This window comes from Verrucomicrobiota bacterium, assembly GCA_027622555.1.
Taxonomy (GTDB): Bacteria; Verrucomicrobiota; Verrucomicrobiia; order Opitutales; family UBA2995; genus UBA2995.
In genome coordinates this window covers 1-17,670 of record JAQBYJ010000106.1, presented here as the reverse complement: position 1 = coordinate 17,670, position 17,670 = coordinate 1, and the positions used below count along the sequence as shown (strand labels likewise).

Annotated in this window: 10 protein-coding genes and 1 pseudogene; 8 read left to right on the top strand and 3 right to left on the bottom strand. The window is 49.4% G+C overall.

Going from position 1 to position 17,670, the window contains the following annotated elements:
• Window positions 1-43: 43 nt before the first annotated feature.
• Window positions 44-151 (top strand): annotated as a pseudogene (locus O3C43_20360) (tyrosine-type recombinase/integrase).
• Between the two features lie 5 nt (window positions 152-156).
• Here O3C43_20360 and O3C43_20355 read toward each other — a convergent pair.
• Complete coding sequence (locus tag O3C43_20355) at window positions 157-1,668, bottom strand: PmoA family protein (protein MDA1068845.1); 1,512 nt, start codon at window positions 1,666-1,668, stop codon at window positions 157-159.
• A 170-nt stretch (window positions 1,669-1,838) separates the two neighbouring features.
• Window positions 1,839-2,654 carry a sugar phosphate isomerase/epimerase gene (locus O3C43_20350; protein MDA1068844.1) on the bottom strand — a complete coding sequence of 272 codons (816 nt, stop codon included), beginning with the start codon at window positions 2,652-2,654 and terminating at the stop codon, window positions 1,839-1,841.
• 868 nt (window positions 2,655-3,522) lie between these two features.
• Here O3C43_20350 and O3C43_20345 point away from each other — a divergent pair.
• Complete coding sequence (locus O3C43_20345) at window positions 3,523-6,873, top strand: GDSL-type esterase/lipase family protein (protein MDA1068843.1); 3,351 nt, start codon at window positions 3,523-3,525, stop codon at window positions 6,871-6,873.
• Window positions 6,874-6,908: 35 nt separating this feature from the next.
• Here the strand turns inward: O3C43_20345 and O3C43_20340 are convergent, their stop codons facing one another.
• The gene (locus O3C43_20340; GenBank protein ID MDA1068842.1) at window positions 6,909-7,934 is read right to left on the bottom strand and encodes a LacI family DNA-binding transcriptional regulator; all 1,026 of its coding nucleotides are present in this window, start codon (window positions 7,932-7,934) and stop codon (window positions 6,909-6,911) included.
• A gap of 287 nt (window positions 7,935-8,221) precedes the next feature.
• Between O3C43_20340 and O3C43_20335 the strand changes: the two genes are divergently transcribed.
• The 6 genes from O3C43_20335 to O3C43_20310 all read left to right on the top strand — a co-directional run.
• Window positions 8,222-10,543, top strand: coding sequence for a TonB-dependent receptor (locus O3C43_20335; protein ID MDA1068841.1), 2,322 nt, complete (start codon window positions 8,222-8,224; stop codon window positions 10,541-10,543).
• A gap of 284 nt (window positions 10,544-10,827) precedes the next feature.
• On the top strand, window positions 10,828-12,543 hold the full coding sequence (locus tag O3C43_20330) for a sodium:solute symporter (GenBank protein MDA1068840.1): 1,716 nt from the start codon (window positions 10,828-10,830) through the stop codon (window positions 12,541-12,543).
• A gap of 6 nt (window positions 12,544-12,549) precedes the next feature.
• A complete protein-coding gene (locus tag O3C43_20325) occupies window positions 12,550-13,452 on the top strand; it encodes a dihydrodipicolinate synthase family protein (protein MDA1068839.1) in 903 nt (300 codons plus the stop codon).
• A gap of 4 nt (window positions 13,453-13,456) precedes the next feature.
• Window positions 13,457-15,079, top strand: a complete 1,623-nt coding sequence (locus tag O3C43_20320) for a fucose isomerase (protein MDA1068838.1) — start codon at window positions 13,457-13,459, stop codon at window positions 15,077-15,079.
• A 50-nt stretch (window positions 15,080-15,129) separates the two neighbouring features.
• On the top strand, window positions 15,130-16,260 hold the full coding sequence (locus O3C43_20315) for an exo-alpha-sialidase (protein MDA1068837.1): 1,131 nt from the start codon (window positions 15,130-15,132) through the stop codon (window positions 16,258-16,260).
• A gap of 110 nt (window positions 16,261-16,370) precedes the next feature.
• The coding region (locus O3C43_20310) for a VCBS repeat-containing protein (GenBank protein MDA1068836.1) at window positions 16,371-17,670 on the top strand (1,300 nt) is incomplete at its 3' end.

Below are 17,670 nucleotides of genomic sequence, written 5' to 3'. Positions count from 1 at the left end.
CGTCAAGCCCAACATCTCAACTCCGTGAAAACACCGGGCAGGAACGGTCCAGGAGCTACTCGGTCACAAGTCGCTGGAGACGACCATGATCTACACCCACGTCATGGCAAAGCCGGGCATTGGTGTGCCTAGTCCGCTGGATGCTTTATGAATGCGCTATAAATCCCGCGCCAGAATATTGCGGTACTGGACACTCATCTCGCGCTTGGGGTGGACCTGGATACCAATGGGGCCTTCGGGGATGATGGTGTCGGACTCATAGGTCATAATCTTTTTGCCGTTCAGCCAAGTGGTGTAGGTGTTGCCCTTCACTCTTACCTTGATGCGATTCCAGTTCTCCATGTCGAAAACTTCATTGGCCGTGTCGACCTGGATGGGATAACCTTTCCCAGGAATGTAGGGCAAGGCGGTCATGTCGCGTTTGAGGCTACCGGATTCGCCGATCTGGATTTGCTCCTTGGTGTCACGTAAAAAGACTCCGGTGTCGATGAGGCCTTCGCCGAACTTGAAGTCGGCCTGGAAAACGAAATCTTTATAAGACTTCTTGGTTTGCAGGATATCGCCTTTTTGCTCGGGGTCGTTGGCTGCATAGAGAATGCCGTTTTTGGCTGTCCAGCAGACTTCGTTGTTGGAGGTCCAACCTGCGAGATTCTTGCCGTTGAAAATCTCATCGAATTTGTATTTGCCGGCGTACGCATCCCAGGCTTCGTCAATCCTGGCGGTTTTGTGGTCGCCGGTATGGAAAAGAAAACGGTGTTTCAGGTGGATGGTCTCATCGCCGCTGAGAGTGATGGTGCCGTCACCTTCACCGCCGACTTCTTTCGTTCCAAAGGGGTTGGCTGTAAGAAGACCATAGGTGCGTGCGTGCCAGAAAGTGGGGTAGCGAAAACTGTTGGGATGATTCATGAATGCTATTCCAACTTTTTTCCCGTCGATCGTGCCATTGTAGTCACACCAATTGGCTGGTTTGCCCCAGCTATCGGCATTGGTTTGGCCCTCAGAGTTGATCAGGAGCCCGCCTTGTTTGGCATCGACCGATATCTCGTGGGGCACACGAATGGAGAGCCCTGCATCTTTCATGTCGTCCAATTTTGTGATTACATGAGGTGGGGCAAAGAGGGTTATATCCACATCGATGATGCGCGTGTCCTTGTTTGGTGCCCGAAACGTATAGGTGCGCTCATCCTTCATGATCCAGTTTCCGTAATAGTCGGTGTAGTCGTTGGTCACGACCATGACGGCGTGGTCGCTGGCGACTCTGAGTGACTTGTATCCGCTGTGTTTGGTATATCCCATCACCGACAGAATCTTTTCTGCTTCCTCTGGACTCTTGTCTTTTATTTTTCCAACCAGGCTCTCCCGTTCCAGCCAGGTATTGAAACCGTTTACCTGATGGTGACCGAAGTTGATGCCGCGGTGGTGAGGATGGTCCTGTCTTTCCCCCTCCACATCCTTCATGGGATAGTGGCGAGTCATGTCGGCTCCGGTCGGTCCGATAATGGGGTAGAAGTAGGGTTTGTTTGCCTGATCCGTTACATACTTGGTGAAGAGTTCACCATTCAGTTTGACGGTTACACCGCTATCGGTGCTTTCCAGTTCCCAGCTCTGAGCTTGAAGCGCGGCGGAAGTTGTAACCAGGAGAAGTAAGATTGAGAATAATTGTTTCATAATAAAATATTGGGGTAGAGATATGATGGTTTCAGTTGCGAATCGGTTTTAAGAATGCCTAGCAGGGGCTTGGCGTTCCCAGGAAAATCGCTCCTACATTATGAGTGAGATAAGTCTGATTAATTAACTTTAAAAAGAATATTCGTGTCCATTGGTGATTAAAATCCTGCTCAACTGCAAAAAAAACGTTTCAAGTTTTCCATACTGGTTTGGGCAATATGATCAGGGGAGGGATCATATTTAAAAACTTCGACAGAGATCCAGCCTTGATAATCAGTTTCTTTCAACGCTTCAACGATAGGGGCGTAATCCGTATCTCCCATACCGGGGCCATACAGATTCGGGTCGTTGGCATGGAAGTGCGCTGTCCAGTCTTTGGAAGCGCGAATGACATCTGCTATGGAATCCGCTTCACTGCTCATGGCTTTTACATCCAGGTGGAGTTTGCAGGCCGGGCTGTTAACAGCCTGGCACAAACGGATGGTTTCCGCAGCGGTGTTCAGAAAATTGGTCTCGGTCGGTCCCAGTGGCTCCATGGCGATCGTTACGCCCAACGATTGGCAATGGCTGGACGCTGGCTTCAGTACACGGATCGCTCTTTCAAAAGCCCTTTCGAAATCCCAGCCTTCTTCAAGGTTGCGTTGCAATGGGCTCCCCCAGACCATGATATTTCCTCCCATGGCGTGACAGAGGTCGGCCAGGTAGCGTGCATGATCCATCGTCGCCCGGAGGACCGATTCGTCTGGGCTAGTGAGATGAAACCCTTGGGTCTTGGCCAAGAGCCAGTGGAGTCCCACGACTTCCACACCGCAATCCCGGACTTGATCGCCCAAGGTGGCCGCTTCAATCAAGCTGATGTCCCTGATATCGGAGGCCAGGGTAAAGGGTGCGATTTCCAGGCCCTCATAGCCATGTTTGGCAGCGGCCTGAGCCGACTTGGCCAGGGATACTTGCCCGAATGTTTCGTTACAGATTGCGAATTTCATAGATATTCAAACAAGACTGGAGGGTGAATGCCAAAGTGTGAAGTGAGAAACAGTGTATGTCAGAGTCTATTTTTTTGAAACCACTTCACGAGCTTGCGAGAAGGCCTGGCAAAAGCGCAGAGTAGCCAAGCCGCAACCAAAGTTTAACTCAACCACTACCGAGTCCGCAGGACGACATGACCACAATTGTTCAGATGGGCACAGATATTGTAATTATGAAACCACGAATGAACAGGAATCATGAGGTAGGGACTGATCGCCGAGCGGTCCGATATCCTGAAGGGTTCAAGGCATTTATCTAAACGGAAAAAAGATACAAATTTTAACCACCAGTCTCCGCCAAGGCTACGCCACGGCACGGCTGATGGCACTGATTTTCACTGATAAAAAACGACAAAATATTCGTGATCCATTCGTGGTTAGTTTTTGCTTTTTAAAGGAACCAGCCTTCGGTTTTTCGCGTAATTCTGCGCTTTTCGTAGTTGGAGAACTGAATACCAACCGCAGATTACGCAGATTTACACAGATACGATTCGGAAAGTTCGAACAGGAATAATCATTGCTTAGAAAAAAATTCACCAAACAAATCAGGAATGCAGGTTGGGATCGCGAACGGCCCCGGGTTTCATCTCCAGATTAAAGTGTTATCTCCTGTTCTGTCCGGAGCTTTGTCGAAGGGATCAAACCATATAATTCCTCCTTTGGAAAAAAGAACAACCACCAGAGGTCAACTCAAAGCAGAAGAGTGAAAACTTTGAGCAAAAAACGAGATCCTTAGGGATAGTAGTACAAAGATCACAAAGATCCGTGTTTGCCATATTGAATTGGGTTAACAAAGTTCATGATTTTAATTCCTGTTCTAACTTCTATGAATCCAGTTACCCTTAAACCTGTTTTGCTTGCCCTATCGGTGTGTTGCATCGCTGCAATTTCTACCATCTCTTACTTCGCTGTTCAAACGTCCGCGCTTGCTGTAGTCGTTCAGGAGATTCCCATCCAGGGAGGGCAGCAACCTGAGGAGGTCCTCGAAAAAGCAAAAAAAATCCAGGACGCCAAAAATACCAATACTGGGAAACCCGATCCACCGATGGATCCTGCTCTGGCCCAATATGGAATTTACGCAAGCGAAGCGCCCAATGCTGTGATCACTCACCCGCTTGCCACCCAATTGCCGTTAAAACTTAAAAAGAAAGAGCGGATCGCGTTTATCGGAAACACCTTGCTCGATCGCGCCCAGGAGTTTGGTCATTTCGAATCGCTGCTTCAACTGCGGCATTCGGAGCATGAGCTGGTCATCCGCAATTTTGCCTGGTCGGCGGATGAAATCGACCTTCAACCGCGTCCTTTGAATTTTGCAACGGTCGAACAGCACTTGGCCCGTGAGCAGGTGGATGTCGTGTTTGCCGCCTTCGGCTTTAACGAATCGTTCGATGGTTTTGAGGCTTTGGAAAGTTTTCAGGAGCGCCTCGCCAAAGGATTGTTGGAATTGAAATCCCGCGCTTATAATGGAGTCGGTGCCCCGCGAGTTGTCTTGATATCCCCGATAGCCAACGAAAATACAACAAGCGTACCGGCAGCTACTTTGAATAACACCCGGCTCGCGGTTTACACCAAAGCCATGGAGGAAGTAGCCGGGCGTATGCAAGTGGGCTTTGCCAATGTCTTTGAAGGGACGCAAAAGGCCATGGCTGATCCGAATAGCGACCTAACCATCAATGGCGTCCATCTAAACGATGCCGGTTATGACGTATTTTCCAAAGTGCTGTTTGAGGCGGTGTTTGCTGAGACGGCCCCTAAATCAACCGAAGAATTACGCGCGGCAGTGGTGGATAAAAATCGGCAATATTTTCGCCGCTACCGTCCGCTCAATACCTACTACTATACGGGCGCTCGCAACGAGGAGCATGGTTACCTCGATTTTCTTCCAGCCATGCGGAACCTGGAAATCATGACGGCCAATCGGGATCGCAGGATCTGGGAGATCGCCAAAGGCAAACGTTTTGGCAATACGCCGGTGGATGATTCGAACGTGCCGGTGCTTGATGAGGTGATTGAATCGCGTGGTGCGAATGAGTGGATGTCCCCGGCAGACGAGCTGAAAGCCTTTCGCATCGATCCGCGTTTCGAAGTGAACCTGTTTGCGAGCGAGGAAGAGTTTCCGGAAATCGCGTGCCCGATCACCATGCAGTGGGATGCCAGGGGTCGGCTCTGGGTGAGCTGCTCAACCACGTATCCGCATGTTTATCCGGGAGAAGAACCGCGGGATAAAATTGTGATTCTTGAGGACACCGACTGGGATGGTAAGGCCGACAAGTCGACTGTGTGGGCGGACGACCTCAACATTCCTTTGTCATTCGAACTTTATAAGGATGGTATCATTGTTTCCGAAGAGCCTCACCTGAGCTACATCTATGACAGCGATGGCGATGGTAAGGCGGACTCGCGCGAGCACGTGTTTACGGGATTTGGCTGTGAGGATTCCCATCACGCGTTGCACGACTTTGTCTGGTCTCCCGATGGTGACCTCATCTTTCGGGAATCGATTTTTCACAACTCCCAGGTGGAAACTCCCTATGGTCCCATTCGTGCGGCAAACTCGGCCTGGTTCAGGTATTCTCCGGCAAGCCAGGGTTTGATTACTTTTGGCAGTTATCCAAATACGAATCCCTGGGGAGTAACTTTTTCTGATTGGGGTCACCACGTGGCCAGTCACCCAATTTTTGCGTCAGCATTTCACGCAACCAACCCCGTTTTTCCTGAACAGCATCCCAAGGCTTCCGGCATCCCCGCCTATTCGGGAGTGTGTGGACACGAGTTTGTGGACTACCCGATGTGGCCTGAAGAGATGCAGGGTGGTTTTGTGAAGGTGCGTTACAAACCGACCAATCGAGTCGAAATTCACAAGTGGGTAGAGAAGGATGATCACTTTGAAGAGGAGTATGTTTCGGATCTGATCTTTTCGGAAAACCTCAGCTTTATTCCTGTGGACCTGAAATACGGACCGCGCGGGGCCATGTATGTCTGCGACTGGTATAACCCGGTCAAGGGGCATGCCCAATACTCCTTGCGCGATCCCCGCCGCGACCGGGAGAGCGGTCGTATCTGGCGGATAGTTCCCAAGGGCGCCAAGCTCCAGGATCCCCCAAAAATTGCCGGCGCTTCGTTGGATCAGCTTCTGGACAATTTAAAACGCAACGAGTATCGCTACCGCTACTGGACCAAGCGGGAGTTAAGAGACAGACACTCTCCGGACGCAGTCGTAAAGGCTTTGGACAGCTGGGTGAAAAACCTGGATCCGTCTGATGAGAGGTATAGGCATCACCAAGTGGAGGCGCTCTGGCTTTACCGGAGTGTAGGAGCAAGCCGCCCGATATTGTTGGAAGAGTTGCTGTATAGCGAAAACCATCATGCTCGGGCAGCGGCGACTCGGCAATTGCGCTATACAGAAGGGGCGCAAGGAATTCCGCACAATCCTGGAATGGCCAAGAACGGTTTGTCCCTGACTCGAGCAACTGAGCTCCTTGCAAAAGCCGCGAATGACCTGAACGGGATTGTTCGAATGGAAGCCGCCAACTCAGCAAGCTACCTTGGCACCGCGGACGCGCTGGTGGCCATTCTTGATATTTTAAAGTTCCCCAAACAGGAGCACCTAAGTTTCGCGCTGCGTTGTGCCATTGGTTCGGAAGCTTTACTACGGTATTGGCAGGGACCAGACTCAGTGGTCAATAAATCCCAAGCAAGGGCACTGGGTGATTTTTACGACAACTGGGATAAGGGAAATACTAAGGCGGATATACTTTTAGCGGGAAATGCGAGTGCTGCGGGATTCGATAGACAGAACGACCTGTTTACTATCGAGATCTCAACCATCGCGGAGCGCATGCTGTTTACGGTGGATAAGTTCACGGTGAAAGCGGGGCAGCCCGTGCGATTACTGTTTACCAATCCCGATGCCACGCAACATAACCTTGTTATTATAGAACCAGGAATGAACGAGGCCATTGGCATGGCGGCCAATGAAATGGCGAAAGATCCCAGCGGTGTGGATAAAGGATTTATTCCGAATCTTCCCGGGATTATTCATCACACCAAGCTACTGGGTCCGGATGAAGCCGAAGTTCTGCGTTTCAACGCGCCCACTACGCCCGGAGTTTACCCTTACATCTGCACCTTTCCAGGTCACTGGTTTATTATGAAGGGCGAGATGATCGTGGAATAGGAGCCGTGTTTAGTTCACCGCCATCCGGATGGTATTTAAACAGATCCCCGCTTAATGTACCGAGCCCTGGTTTGAAGTACTTTCGGTTCCAAAGCTGGGTTATTGATGAGTTCCAGCATAAGGGCCGCCGCTTTTTCGTATACGCTGCTTTCTTCCGCCCCGGCACAACTTAAAGGAGGATCAAGAAAGGGAGCGATTTCACTATCACCTATGCCCACAACTTTGACTCCTTTGGGAATTAGTATTCCTTTATCTTTTAAGGCCAAGTAGGCACCCGTTGCCAAGCTATCATGGACGGCAAATAAACCATCAAACTTATTACCTGTTTCCAGTGCTTTTAGCACGGCCTTGTATGCGGAATCTTCATCTTGCAGGATGCTTTGTATGACCAGTGGTTTTTTATTTAGAGCCGTTTCTATGGTTTCTGTGAATTGGTGCACACGGTTTTCTGTGGCTTGAGTCAGCATTTTCTCACAGAGCAAAGCCGGATGTTTTACTCCTGATTCGATCAATGCATCGGCTGCAACTTTGCCGGCATTTAAAGAAGGGACAAAGCAGGAGTAGCCTGGTATTGTTCTTCCAATAACCACCGAAGGGTAGGGCAGCTCCGTTTGGGATAGAAATTCATCATCCGCCTGTTGGGTGTTTGTAATGATGGCCGCATTGAAGAACGTTCCGTCGAGGAATCCAGGCGTATTCTGCATGTGACCTGGTTCAAAGGTGACGATATTGATGACATAGTGTCTATTAGACTCCTGGTTCCGTATGCAGCGTTGAAGGCCTTCAAAAATATGGCTCACCAGGTGGAGGGGACTTTGAGATGAAGTCACAATCGCAAGAACCAGGGTATTATTATTGGGTCCCACGGTTCTTAAATTTCGAGCGGCTATATTCGGAACGTAACCCAACTCTCTGGCAATCTTGAGAACGCGATCCACGGTTGGTTTGGATATTCTGCGTTTCTTGTGGGTGTTATTCAGCACAAAGGAAACCGCACCCGGAGAAACTCCAGCTTTGGAAGCAATATCTTTTAGGGTGACAGATTTTTTAGTTTTGGGCATCTACACGAGTCAGTAATTATCCTACCTGGGCGAGCATTATGCCTTTCAAGTTAGCAAGAGATCTCAGCAAAACAATCATCAATGTGATGGGAATGCTAACTTTTGAATAAAAGAATCTCAATAGGGATGGAGATTAGAACCAAAACGGAAGAAAAAACCGCTTGACAATACTAAAGTGCTATATATCTATATCAACTTTAATAGCTATAAGGATATAGCATAAAAGATTCATACTTCAATCAATCAGCTCCAAACCCAAAATAAAACCTCTAGAACTACTATAAGTTATGAAAACTGTGTATTCTCAATTACTGTGTGGCATCGTGCTTGTTACGATTATTATGCCATTCATTGCCCCCGTATTTGCCCAAAATGAAAGTGAAAAGGTCTACGAACTTGATCCTTTTACCGTCATGACGGATGCAGGTAACGTCGGCTATCAGCCAACAAGAACAAATGTCCTTACACGTACCAACCGGACTATTATTGAACTTCCTCAGACAGTGGAAATCGTGACCCAAGAGTTTTTGCAGGATACATCAGCGCGTCTTATGGATGAGGCGTTCGTCTATGTGTCAAATGTGCAAGTGCGAAACAGTTCTGCTGGTACGGGACCCAACAATATCCTCATTCGTGGCTTCGCTAACGGCTCATCCTTTACCGAAGGAATTGAGACTGGTACATATCGCAGGGATATGCATGGCTACGAAAGAATGGAAATCATTAAGGGTCCGGCGTCCGCAGTGCAGGGTAGAGGTACTGAATCCGGTTTTATCAATTTTGTCCTCAAAAAACCCATTCCGGGTGCGGAAATAAATGATGTATCCTTTGGCTACAATTCCGGAAAGAATGGTAAGACCGGCGTTCGATTCACCATAGACAAGAATTTAACTCTAAGTGAGGAAAAAGGACTCTATGGCCGCGTTGCAGCTGTCTATGACAATCATGATCATTTTTTTGATTTTGCTGAATTTAAAACGGCTGCTATTTACCCCTCGTTGCGTTGGGTTATTTCAGACAACACCGAGCTTTTTGTTCTTGGTGAGTTCATGGATGTCGATGCACCAGCTCGGGCACCTGGTCACGGATTTGCATGGATTCCAGCACTTTATCGCCGGGAAATCCCCCTCATTGGTGACCCTACTGATCCGATTACCGCTTTAAACCTTCCGGAAAATTTCAATATTGGTGGACCGCAAAGAGGTACCCACGATACCCTGGCTTCAGGCATTTTTATCGCCACCCACAAATTTAACGACGCGATTCAATACCGGCAGTCAGCCAGTTTGCTGAAGTCGACCTCTGATCAAGACTGGTGGGATGCGGAGAGTAATATACCGGCACCCATCGGGAACATACCAGCTGCATTCAAAGCAATTCCGGAAGTGGCTTTTGATACCAGCGGCGTTTATATACCTGTACAACATGGATCTGGAATGGACACGCATTACAGAACCAACCTTCAGGGAGATCTGAACATGACCTATGGCGAAGGTTTTGCTAATTTTGCCACCTTGGTTGGGTATGCCTGGGAGGAGCGGAATTCGAAAGACATAAACCTTTCCAGCCGGATTCCGACTCGATATTCCTTTATTAATTTAAAAGATCCGGAAAGAGCCTGGGATGGACGGCATGTTGAGGCCACATCCGCCAGTCAGTCTCGCAATCGCGAATCTTTCTACGAGGAATTCGGTTACTATATTCAGCAGGATGTGAATCTGTTTGATGACAGGCTTTTGCTCACCGGAGGTTATAGAGAAGATACCGGCGAGTCATACAGTAAAAACTATTTAAATGGTACGCAATCGACAAAAACCAAGAATACGGTTGATTCCTGGCGGGCAGCGGCTACTTTTATGTTTACCGATAACTTTTCCGTGTATGGCATTAAGAGTACTCAAAACGATCCAAGCCGTACGAGTATAGTTTGGAGCGACTTACCTGCCGGCGATCCTCGCTTGCTAGAGATGATTACTCTTTCTCCATCGACGGAGTTAACGGAGTTTGGTTTTAAAAGTTTTGTAATGGATCAGCGTGTTACTTTAACCCTCTCTTATTATGAGATCATCACAACGGGGCGTTCAGGCAATGACCGTGTGGATACCACTTCTCAAGCTCCAGATACATTAGGACAACCGGTGTTTTCAGCATTGAGGAGATTTGTGACCAACGGAGATAAAGGTTCGGGTATTGAATTTTCTGCAAACGGGAAAATCACGAACAAGTTGGATGTTAATTTTGCTTATGGAACCTTGGATACTTCCCAGCCTATTACGGGAGGAAGCAGGCCCATACGCCACAGCCCGGATTATAATGGCAGTCTGTTTGTAAAATATAATTTGCACGATGCTGACAACCGCGGTTGGACTTTGCGGGGCGGTGTCAGTGTTATTGGGCCATTTATGCAGCAGGTAGGTGGAGGTCTTGGAGATGCGGGTCGTATTCAGATGGACGGTTCGCAACACCGATTTGATTTTGGGGCCGCTTATCAGGTAAATGACAATTTGAGTTTCGACATTATGCTTAAGAACGCCACTAACGAGCCTTACATTGTTACTCGCACCAATCGACCACGAGATATTCGGTTCACGGTTAGATCAAGCTTCTGATTTATACCAACTTTAAAGCTAGAAGTTCGTAGTTTGTTTGTTTCCCAGCGGTGGCGGTATCAATCGCTACCGCTGGGGTTCTCTCTAAAGGAAATTTCTTCTGACCGCACTCAGTTTGTGAAGAAATTCAAGCTAACGGGTTTATTAGGATGCAGAATTTTGAATCATGCCAGTGAGGTCTTGAGTCAGAATGTTTCAAAAAGAATGAAGGCAAAAAAGAGAAAAATGGACCTTGATGAATACCTAACTACGATTGGACTTTCATGGCAAAATAACGTGACTCCATGAATGCCTCATTCCACTTTTTTGATTGGACAATTCTTTGTCTTTATTTTTTAGCAACCATGGGGATTGGCTTCTATTTTTATCGTAGAACCCGAAACGAAGAAGGCTACACGACGGCAAACAGATCTCTTCCAGGTTGGGTTTGTGGTCTTTCCATCTTTGCCACATTTTTAAGTAGTATTAGTTACCTGGCATTGCCTGGGAAAACATTCGCTGCGAACTGGAATCCGTTTGTATTCTCCCTTTCCATTCCAATTGTCGCCTGTATATCCGTTCGCTATTTTCTTCCCTACTACCGAAAGAGCGGGGAAGTCTCAGCATACGCTCTATTGGAGAATCGCTTTGGGTTGTGGGCCAGGGTATATGCCAGCTTTTTCTATCTGCTGACGCAAATTGCCCGCATCGCCGTAGTCCTGTACCTGATGGCTTTACCCATGCAGGTAATTTTCGGATGGGACATTTATACTATTATTTTGGTAACCGGTTTTTGTGTCACCTTGTACGCCTTTATTGGCGGCATCACCGCTGTAATTTGGACGGATGCGATTCAGGCCATTGTACTCATGGCGGGTGCTGTGCTTTGCCTGATTGTGATGTTGTTTCAGATCCCGGGTGGACTTCCGGCGGTGTTTGAAGCGGCTGCGGCTGGAAACAAATTTTCGCTGGGTGATTTTGGACCCAGTCTGGCGATTCCAACTTTCTGGGTGGTGTTGCTCTACGGAATCGCCATCAACCTGCAGAATTTCGGCATCGATCAGAGTTATATTCAACGTTACATCGCCTCCAGTTCGGACAAGGAAGCCCGACGTAGCATTTGGTTGGGTGCTTTGTTATATGTCCCCGTTAGCGCTTTGTTTTTCTTCATCGGGACAACGCTTTTCGCTTTTTATAAAAGTGTTCCAGAAGGTGAAGTTAGCAGCGTTTCAATTTCTCAATCCGAGTTTCAAACGTCTGAGGGCCTCTTCGCTGTTAAGAAAATCGTGGCGCGGCAGAAGCTGTTGCAGCAGGGCCATTCTGTTTCCGCTGAAGATTTTTCAGCCGAAGTATCCACGCTGGCCTCTTCATTGGAACCAGAAGAAATTGGTGATCGTGTGTTTCCCTATTTTATTGCGACACGATTGCCTCCGGGAATTCGCGGGTTATTGATCGCTGCCATATTCGCTGCTGCCATGAGTACCGTATCCACCAGTTTGAACTCATCGGCTACGTTATTGATGAGTGACTATTTTAAGCGCTTCATCAATCCCCGGGCTGGTAATCGTCAAACGATGCTGGTTTTATATGGGGGAACCATACTCTGGGGTATCCTCGGAACAGGATTATCTCTTTTGCTCGTGCGTCTGACGGAAAGCGCGTTGGATATCTGGTGGACTATGTCGGGCATACTCGGAGGTGGAATGAGCGGCTTGTTTTTATTGGGTATGATTAGTCGAAAGGCGAAGAACCCTTCGGCTATTACTGCTGTCATCGCGGCCGTTGCTTTGATTCTATGGCTGTCTTTCCCTAAATTGATTCAGATTTTATTATTCTTTCCTGTGGATAGCCCTCCACATTCCTGGGCCACTTCCATGGAAGGTTCTTCAGGCGGTTGGAGTCAATTTCTCCATGCTTACATGGTTCCGGTTTTTGCCACCCTGGTTATCCTTCTTGTGGGTCTGGCAATTTCAAGGATTGCCAGACTTCGGGTTTCAAATGGAAAATCCTCACTGTTTTAAATATTTATGACTATACCACGTTTTAAAGGCATCATCCCTCCGCTGATAACTCCTCTGAAAGACCGGGACTCACTCGATCACGATGGCTTGGAGCGATTAATTGAACACGTGATAGCCGGTGGCGTTCACGGATTGTTTGCCCTCGGAACAACGGGTGAGGGGCCTAGTCTGAGTTATCGATTAAGAACGGAAGTCATTCAAAAAGTCTGTAACACGGTAAGCGGAAGAATCCCGGTGTTCATTTCCGTCACCGACACTTCTTTTGTTGAATCTGTGCGGCTTTCACAGGTCGCAGCCGATTCCGGGGCAGATGCGGTTGTACTTGCAACGCCCTATTATTTTCCTGCGGATCAGGAAGAGTTGATTCGATATGTCGAACATATTGTATCAGAGCTGGCGCTCCCGGTCATGCTCTATAATATGCCGTCACTCACGAAGGTCTGGTTTGAGATTGAGACTGTAAAAGCCCTCACATCCATTGAACGAATTCTGGGAGTAAAAGATAGCGGTGGGAATCTGGAATATTATTCCCGCTTGTGTAAGCTTCGGGCCGAACGACCCGACTGGTCGTTTTTTATTGGGCCGGAAGAGTTGATGATCCAATCCATTTCCCTGGGTGGCAATGGTGGAGTCAATGGAGGGGCAAATGCATACCCTCAACTGTTTGTTAAAGCTTACGAGTCTGCTGTTTCAGGCGACTCCAGGCAGTGCGCTGAATTGCAGGAAAAAATCCAAGCGTTCGGCAAAATTTATGACATCGGCAAGAACAGCTCCCGTTATATTAAAACCACGAAATGCGCTGCTTCCATTCTGGGGCTCTGTGATGATTTTATGGCCGAACCATTTATTCGTCTCGATAAGAATGATAGGGAAAAGTTGCGGGGTCTTCTTAACAAATTAGAACTTTAAACCTATGGGTAAAGTACTCCTTCTCGCCAGCGGTGATGCCCGCGCCTCAGCCAACAACCTTTGTTGGCCAACTCAACGCGCCATGGAAAAACAACTTTCTGTTGTCATAGAAAGTCTCGGGTTCGAAGTCGAACGCGCCCATGGATTGAATGATGAAGGCCATGGCTTCATAAACAGCCAGCGTTATGGCATGGAAGTCTTCCGGTCGCTGGATTCCGATTTGCCGCTCATCGTGGCTGAAAGTGTTTGGCAGTATTCCCATCATGTCCTTGCGGGATTGACGACCCACCGGGGACCCATCCTCACGGTGGCCAACTGGTCGGGGCAATGGCCGGGATTGGTTGGCATGTTGAACCTGAATGGCTCCCTCACCAAGGCCGGTGTCGCGTATTCCACGTTGTGGAGCGAAGATTTTGAAAACGATGCCTATTTCAGGGAAAAACTGGGCGACTGGCTGAACACCGGAAAATGCAACCATGATTTAAGCCACGTCACTCCCTTGGAAAAAGTGCCCCTTCCGGCTGAAGCGGCTTCCCTGGGTAGGGCTCAAGCGCGGAAGCTTAAGTCGGACAAAGCGATCATGGGAGTCTTTGACGAAGGCTGCATGGGCATGTTCAATGCCATCATTCCCGATCATCTGCTCAATCCCTGTGGCGTTTTTAAGGAACGGCTCAGCCAGTCCGCGCTTTTTTATGAAACCCAGACGGTGAGTGATTCGGAGGCCCAAGCGGTTTACCAGTGGTACCTCGAAGCGGGTATGAAATTCCACTTCGGTTCGGATCCGGAAAATGAGCTTACCGAGGATCAAGTTTTAGACCAATGCAAAATGTACATTGCGGCGGTTCGACTCGCACACGAATTCGGCTGTGAGTCCATAGGCATTCAATACCAACTCGGATTAAAAGACCTGCTGCCGGCCAGTGATTTGGTGGAAGGCACCCTCAACAGCACAAAGCGACCTCCGGTTTTCAGCAAAGACGGTGGACAGGAGTTGTTCCCCGGTCGGGCCATTCCGCATTTCAACGAAGTCGACGAATGCGCGGGATTGGACGCCATGATGATTCATCGCATCAACCGCGAGCTGGGCGAACCAGTTGAGACGACCTTGCATGATATCCGCTGGGGTGATTGGGATCAGTCCGGAACCACGGAAGATTATGTATGGGTGTTCGAAATATCGGGTGCGGTTCCGGCGGAGCACAACGGAGGGTGGGGCAAGTCCCACGGTTACCGCCAGGCCAAAATGTATTTCGCCAAAGGCGGCTCAACCCTATCGGGAATCTCAAAAGCCGGTGAAATGGTGTGGTCGCGCATCTATGTGGAAAACAATGCGCTTAATATGGACATTGGCCGTGGAGAGGCCATGGATCTTCCCATGGAAGAATGTAAACGCCGCCTGGATTCCACCACCGCCGTTTGGCCCCTGATGAATGCGGTGATCTACGGTGTTTCCCGTGATCAGATTATGGCCAAGCATAAGGCGAACCATATTCAAGTCGTTTATGGCAGTAGTGCGGAGGCGGCGGATAATGCCCTCTACGCCCGTGCCGCCATGGCATCCGAATTAAACATCAAGGTAAATCTCTGCGGAACACGAAAAGGTGGATCTGCTTGGGGTGATAAATAACGAATAATCAATATATGAAAACAACAACTGTTACCCTGGGGCTGTGGGCAATGTGTTCCGGCCTTGTCCTCAATCAATCCATGTTTGCAAAGGAATATAAAATACCTCCTTTGGCCCAATCGGGAAAAGGAGCCGTGGTTAAATCCGAGTTGATTTTTTCCATCGAAAACAAACCCACCAAGGAATGCCACGCCTCCACCATCGTGGAAACACCCACCGGTTTGGTTGCCGCCTGGTTTGCGGGAACGCGTGAGAAAGATCCCGATGTGGGCATCTGGCTTTCCCGGCAGGTGAAGGGAAAGTGGACCGCTCCGGTCGAAGTCGTCAATGGAGTCCAATCCATGAATCTGCGCTATGCCTGCTGGAACCCGGTTTTGTTTCAACCCAAGGTCCCTTCGGCAAGCTCAGGTCAGGTGGCACCCTTGATGCTTTTCTATAAGGTCGGTCCCGATCCCCGGCAATGGTGGGGCATGTTGACCACGTCCACCGACGGCGGCAAAACCTGGTCCTGGCCCACCAAACTGGGCGACCATTGGGCGGTCGGGCATTTGTTGGGCCCTGTGAAAAACAAACCCATTCAACTGGCGGATGGTGCCATCATTTGCCCTACCAGCACCGAGGTTGACTTCAGCCCGGACGATACCCGTTGGCGGGTTCACTTTGAAGTTACCCGCGATCTTGGCAAAACCTGGGATGTGGTGGGTCCCATCAACAATGGCATCGAGTTCGACGCCATCCAACCAAGCATCTTAACCTACGCCAGTGGCGACATGCAGGTTCTCTGTCGCACCAGGCAAAATGTGCTTTCACAAAGTTGGTCCAGCGATGGAGGCCAAAGCTGGAGCAATATGGAGGCAACCGATCTGCCAAATCCGAGTTCCGGTACCGATGCGGTTACACTCAAGGATGGACGACAATTACTGGTTTATAACCACACCACCCGGGAAACCAAGATCCCCAGTCGGCAGATGATCAATGTGGCGGTTTCCGACGATGGAAAGGACTGGAACCCTGTGCTTACCCTGGAACTGGAATCCAAGCCACGACCCGCCGATGGGCGCCACTGGGGCGAATATTCCTACCCGGCGGTTATTCAGGCGGAGGACGGGAAGGTTCACATCACCTACACCTACAATCGCGAAAGCGTGAAACACGTGGTCTTGGATCCGAAGAAATTATGAAACCTGAGCAGAAATTTGTAGGAGGTAGCTTGCTGCCGATTTGTATTTTTAACTACGTCAATTCGGCAGCAAGCTACCTCCTACCCAAGAGGTTTATCGCAGCGTTGCTTATGTTCCTGACGTTTCCGTTCTTTTCGGGTTCTACTTCAGCCGCGGAACCCCAACTCGAACCGCTCCAATATAACAACCCCGGTCTCGTGGTGGATCTCGGGGTAGGTCTCTGGGCCTGGCCGATGCCCATGGACTTCGATGGCGATGGGGATTACGACCTGGTGGTGGTTTGCCCGGACAAACCCTTTAACGGGACCTACTTTTTTGAAAACAAAAGCGGGAATGCCCGGTTACCGGTTTTTGAACCACCGGTCCGGATAAGCAAGGGTCTGCAAAATGTGCAGGTCTCTTATGTGGATGGAAAGCCGCGGGTGTTGTCACCGGGTGTGGAGCATGCGGATTTTTTTAAACAAGGTTTGGAATCGGAAGAACCGCTACCGGTGGATCAAAAGGCCATTTTTGAAACCGAAGGCAGAATCCGGGCCAAGCAATGGAAGTATGTCGATTACGACGGCGACGGCCTTCAGGACCTGATGGTAGGCCTGGGTGTCTGGACCGACTACGGTTGGGACGATGCCTACAATGAAAAGGGCGAATGGACGAATGGCCCGCTGCATGGATATGTGTTCTGGCTGCGGAACCTGGGTTCAAACGCCAAGCCAACGTACGATAAATCGCAGCAGGTCATGGCCGGAAAAGATCCGGTGGACACCTATGGTTGGCCTTCGCCCAACTTTGCCGATTTCGACCACGATGGCGACCTGGATCTTCTTTGCGGGGAATTCCGGGATACTTTTACCTATTTCGAAAATACCGGTTCACGCACGAAGCCCGTCTATGCGCCTGGAAAGACCCTGATGCACGGAGGCGAAGCGCTCACCATGAATCTGCAAATGATCGTGCCGGTGGCCTTCGACTGGGACCGGGATGGGGATATGGATTTGATCTGCGGAGATGAGGATGGCCGGGTTGCACTACTCGAAGGCAAAGGTATCGAATGGGACGGCACTCCCATCTTTGAACAACCGGTTTACTTTCAACAGAAGGCTCGGGACGTGAAGTTTGGTGCCCTGGCCACGCCGTTCGGTGTCGATTGGGACAACGACGGTGACGACGATATCATTTGTGGAAACACAGCCGGTTATATTGGATTCTTCGAAAACCTGGGAGGAGGAAAGAATCCCAAGTGGGCTCACGTTAAATATCTGAAAGCCGGTGGGCATACCATCCGTATTCAGGCAGGTCCCAACGGATCCATTCAAGGTCCGGCCGAAGCCAAGTGGGGCTATACCACGCAAACCGTGGCCGACTGGGACAACGACGGTTTATTGGACATCATCGTAAACTCCATCTGGGGGA

Bases quoted from the DNA above. Each gene is read 5' to 3' on its own strand.
- O3C43_20355 (MDA1068845.1), bottom strand. From the start codon at position 1,668: ATGAAACAATTATTCTCAATCTTACTTCTCCTGGTTACAACTTCCGCC.
- O3C43_20350 (MDA1068844.1), bottom strand. From the start codon at position 2,654: ATGAAATTCGCAATCTGTAACGAAACATTCGGGCAAGTATCCCTGGCC.
- O3C43_20345 (MDA1068843.1), top strand. From the start codon at position 3,523: ATGAATCCAGTTACCCTTAAACCTGTTTTGCTTGCCCTATCGGTGTGT.
- O3C43_20340 (MDA1068842.1), bottom strand. From the start codon at position 7,934: ATGCCCAAAACTAAAAAATCTGTCACCCTAAAAGATATTGCTTCCAAA.
- O3C43_20335 (MDA1068841.1), top strand. From the start codon at position 8,222: ATGAAAACTGTGTATTCTCAATTACTGTGTGGCATCGTGCTTGTTACG.
- O3C43_20330 (MDA1068840.1), top strand. From the start codon at position 10,828: ATGAATGCCTCATTCCACTTTTTTGATTGGACAATTCTTTGTCTTTAT.
- O3C43_20325 (MDA1068839.1), top strand. From the start codon at position 12,550: ATGACTATACCACGTTTTAAAGGCATCATCCCTCCGCTGATAACTCCT.
- O3C43_20320 (MDA1068838.1), top strand. From the start codon at position 13,457: ATGGGTAAAGTACTCCTTCTCGCCAGCGGTGATGCCCGCGCCTCAGCC.
- O3C43_20315 (MDA1068837.1), top strand. From the start codon at position 15,130: ATGTGTTCCGGCCTTGTCCTCAATCAATCCATGTTTGCAAAGGAATAT.